We start from the raw sequence: 3,822 nt of genomic DNA on the forward strand, positions 1-3,822 counted from the left end.
CAGCGGCCGAAGACCGGTGCGTGGCGGTCGCGCCGGGCCCCGGGGCGTGCTCTTCCTCGTTGCCCGCATCGTTGCCAAATACGATCCGCACCTGGCCGCCTTCCAGCACCGGTTGCAGGCCGCTGGAGAGGAAAAGATGGTCATCCGCATCGCTCTCGCCAGAAAGCTGCTCGTCATTCTCAATGCAAAAGCACGCGACGCGCGAAGCGAGTTCGCAAATGCAACTTGACACCTCAGATAGTCGCTCATCCGTCGCCTTCGGCGACACCTTCTCCCACAAGGGGAGAAGGAGAAGTCGGCGCAAAATCCCCTTGACCTCAACCTAGCTTGAGCTTGCAAACCGTCTCCGAACCCTGCGAAGCAAGCCTTCCAAGAACGGAGACCGATCGAAATGAGCACTCAAGATCAACGCGCTGGCAGCGTGTTCCGGGTCGACAAATTCGTCGTGCCGGCGGAAGCGCGCGACGAGATCCTCGGCAAGGTAAGGATGACGCACGAATTGCTGCGCCAGCAGGACGGCTTCGTCCAGGACTTCCTGCTCGAGCAGTTCTCCGGCCCCGGCGAATTCAACATCGTCACCATGGTCGAATGGGAAAATCAGGCCGCGGTCGACAACGTCGTGCCGATCGTCAAGGCCGCGCACGAGCGCATCGCCTTCAGCCCTCAGGCAACGATCGCCCGCCTCGGGGTCAAGGCGGATATCGCCAACTACCAGCGCGTGCCGGAGTTATGAGGTGTATCCTTCCGCAGCGGCGCCCGGCCGATACGGGCGTCGCTCATCCTATCAATCAATCGGGCGGGGGCTTTTATCTCCAACGGCTGCTGATATTGTTTCGGCAGCAATAGTTGCGCATTTTACTTTGGATGACGGAAAAGCGTTCGATGTTCGGGTTCTTCTCACGCAAATCCAAAGCAGCTTCCACAAAGAAATTGCTGGCTTCCGAACAAAAAGGAGGCGGCCTATTGATACCCTTGATTATGGTGCCTCGTTCGAAGATTGAAGGGGCTGGTGAACAGCCTTTTCAACTCGTCGTCGCCATTATGCAATTCGCCGTGACGATGATTTCCAAAGGGCTCTATCGCTACCCGGAGATCAACCCCAAGGCGATGCAGGTCTTTGACGCGGATTGGTATTCCTCGGAGGTAAAGAACGGCGGCCATAGTCAATTCATCCATAATGCAGCAGCGAAATCGACACCACGATTGCCAATGCCAGAGCCGGACTCAGCGCGTGTGGGGCAAAAGGACAGCTGGCAACCTTGGAAAAGATGTCGGCTTGGGTTGCCAAACATCCCGACGAAGCGGCGAGACAAACGGGCTTCGAGGGTGGCCGCGACGATTTCCTGGATACGCTCGACGATGCGTTCTACGAAGCGGATGACGCCGTGCCGATGGAGCATTTGCTTGCGCGTTGGATCGCTTCTTGGCCCGATCTGCAGATTGTCGATGATGACGATTACGACGAAGCGATGAATCAACTCGTTATGGCCAACCCCCAGCGCGAAACTAGGCTTCTTCATGAGTCGGTTGGCAACCTGGTCAGCCAGATGTTGAGTCGGCGCGAAGTCGGCGCCGGCCTCGCCTGCGCGAAGATATCTCCATCGGAGATCAAACTGGCGTTCGGCATGGCGAGGATGCTGGATATCGAAGGCGAAAAGCAGTTGGTTTTCCAGCTTCGAACCAGTGCGAAAGAACTCCGGCTCTGTGCCGAAACAAAGGCAAGCGTTGCCGTATATGAACATATCGCACCCGAAGATCCACCAATCGTACGCCCGGGCGAGAACCCGTTGGGAGCGAACGCACCACGGATCGGCGTCCAGCTTGGTCATGCTGAAGGATCGGAGATCGACACGGTTATCGAATTGGCCGAGCAATTCCATGCTCCGGCCGCAGTCGACCTGCTGCTGCGCAAGGCCGGTTTCGACCCTGTGGATGCAGTTGTTTCAGCGAACTCGGTGGTGCAAACGGCGGAAGGGCAGGTCGTCAATTGGGTGGTGTTGGCGTCCAACCGGGCCTTCCTTTTCTTGTCTTCGCCGAATGGCGGTCTGCTCTTGCGGGGCAACGATGACGAAAGGGTCGCCGAGGCTACCATGTCCGAACTCCAAAATCACTTTGATCGCTCCGCTGCCGCCAGGTAGGTATCTGTTCGCTTTTCGCGGTGTTCACCTCCGGTGACACGTCCATCCTCTCCCATTGTTGCGTTGCGGGGAGGGGGGCTTTCGGCTATTGAGGCCGGACCTGAAACAGGGACCGCCCCAAGCCCTATGACGCTTCTCGATACGATCAAGAATACGTTCGTTCCGATCCATCGCGAGGGCTATCCCTTCATCGCCGCCTTCGGCGCGGCCACGCTGTTCCTCGGCTATTTCTCCTCGATCCTGTTCTGGCTCGGGCTGATCCTCACCGGCTGGTGCATCTATTTTTACCGTGACCCAGAGCGCGTCACGCCGGTCGACGACCGGCTGGTAGTCAGTCCGGCCGACGGCGTGGTTTCGGCGGTCGGGCCTGCCGTGCCGCCGCGCGAGCTTGGCCTGGGCACGGGCGAAATGACCCGTATCTCGGTGTTCATGAATGTCTTTTCCTGCCACATCAACCGCGCGCCGGTGCGCGGCAGGATCACGCGCATCGAGCATCGTCCCGGCAAATTCCTCAATGCCGAGCTCGACAAGGCAAGCTCGGAGAACGAGCGCAACGGGCTGGTCATCGACAGTCCCAACGGCACCGTTGCCGCCGTGCAGATCGCCGGCCTTGTGGCGCGCCGCATCGTCTGCTGGGCCGAGCAGGGCGGGTCGATCGGCATCGGCGAGCGTTTTGGCCTGATCCGCTTCGGCTCCCGCGTTGACGTCTTCCTGCCGTCGAACGCCGTGCCGCGCGTCGCCGTCGGCCAGACGGCGGTGGGCGGCGAGACGGTGCTTGCCGAGTTCGGCGGCACCGCCGTCGCCCCGCTGGTCAGGATTTCCTGAGCGGTGGGCGCGCCTTTCAAGAAGTTCGAGGCACACGCCAGCGGCGGCCCTCGCATCCGCGAAATTCCGATGCGCATGGTGCTGCCCAATCTGGTTACCGTTCTTGCGATCTGCGCCGGCCTGTCCGGCATCCGCTTCGCCTTCGAGGACCGTTTCGAGCCGGCCGTCGTCATGGTGCTGCTCGCCGCCTTCCTCGACGGCATCGACGGCCGCTTGGCGCGCATGCTGAAGGCGACCTCGAAATTCGGCGCGCAGATGGATTCGCTGGCCGATATCGTCAATTTCGGCGTCGCGCCCGCGCTGGTGCTCTATGCCTTCCTGCTCGACCGCGCCGGCTCGCCGGGCTGGATCGCGGCGCTCCTGTTCACCATTGCCTGCGGCATGCGGCTCGCCCGCTTCAATGTGCTGGCCGACGACACCGACCAGCCGGCCTGGCAGACCGAGTATTTCGTCGGCGTCCCGGCGCCGGCGGGCGCGGTGCTGGTCATGCTGCCTTGCTATCTCTACTTCCTGCGGCTCGGCCTGGAACCGACCCGGGGGGCGGCCTTCGTTGCCTCTGGCTTCACCGTGCTCGTCGCCTTCCTCTTGGTCAGTCGCCTGCCGGTCTATTCGGGCAAGAGCGTCAAGGTGCCGGGAGACAGAGTGCTTCCGGTCATCCTCGGCGTCGTGCTCTACATCCTGCTGTTGATGGCCTATCCCTGGTACACGCTGACAGCATCGGTCGCCGGCTACCTCGTCTTCCTGCCGTTCTCGGTGCGAGCCTATTCGAAGCGGGCCATGCGCGAAGGCGAGAAGGTGCCGCCTTCGGATATCGGCTGAACCCGCTCGAGAGGCGCGACTTCGAGCCGCCGAGTTCCTT

At 61.3% G+C, this 3,822-nt stretch carries 5 protein-coding genes and 1 pseudogene; all 6 read left to right on the forward strand.

The window, feature by feature from the left end:
* Positions 1–229: pseudogene (locus EOA32_RS40395) on the forward strand (IS110 family transposase); the annotation flags it as partial.
* 162 nt (positions 230–391) lie between these two features.
* Positions 392–733, forward strand: coding sequence for an antibiotic biosynthesis monooxygenase (locus EOA32_RS34545; RefSeq protein WP_128374088.1), 342 nt, complete (start codon positions 392–394; stop codon positions 731–733).
* A 1-nt stretch (position 734) separates the two neighbouring features.
* A complete protein-coding gene (locus EOA32_RS34550) occupies positions 735–1,001 on the forward strand; it encodes a hypothetical protein (RefSeq protein ID WP_128374089.1) in 267 nt (88 codons plus the stop codon).
* Between the two features lie 258 nt (positions 1,002–1,259).
* Complete coding sequence (locus EOA32_RS34555) at positions 1,260–2,138, forward strand: hypothetical protein (RefSeq protein WP_128374090.1); 879 nt, start codon at positions 1,260–1,262, stop codon at positions 2,136–2,138.
* A gap of 87 nt (positions 2,139–2,225) precedes the next feature.
* The gene (locus EOA32_RS34560; RefSeq protein ID WP_280940557.1) at positions 2,226–2,963 is read left to right on the forward strand and encodes a phosphatidylserine decarboxylase; all 738 of its coding nucleotides are present in this window, start codon (positions 2,226–2,228) and stop codon (positions 2,961–2,963) included.
* Between the two features lie 75 nt (positions 2,964–3,038).
* Entirely contained in the window at positions 3,039–3,782 is a 744-nt protein-coding gene (locus EOA32_RS34565) for a phosphatidylcholine/phosphatidylserine synthase (protein ID WP_245299656.1), read from the forward strand.
* The last annotated feature ends 40 nt before the right edge of the window (positions 3,783–3,822 follow it).

The organism is Mesorhizobium sp. M1A.F.Ca.ET.072.01.1.1 (assembly GCF_004023325.1).
Lineage (GTDB): Bacteria > Pseudomonadota > Alphaproteobacteria > Rhizobiales > Rhizobiaceae > Mesorhizobium.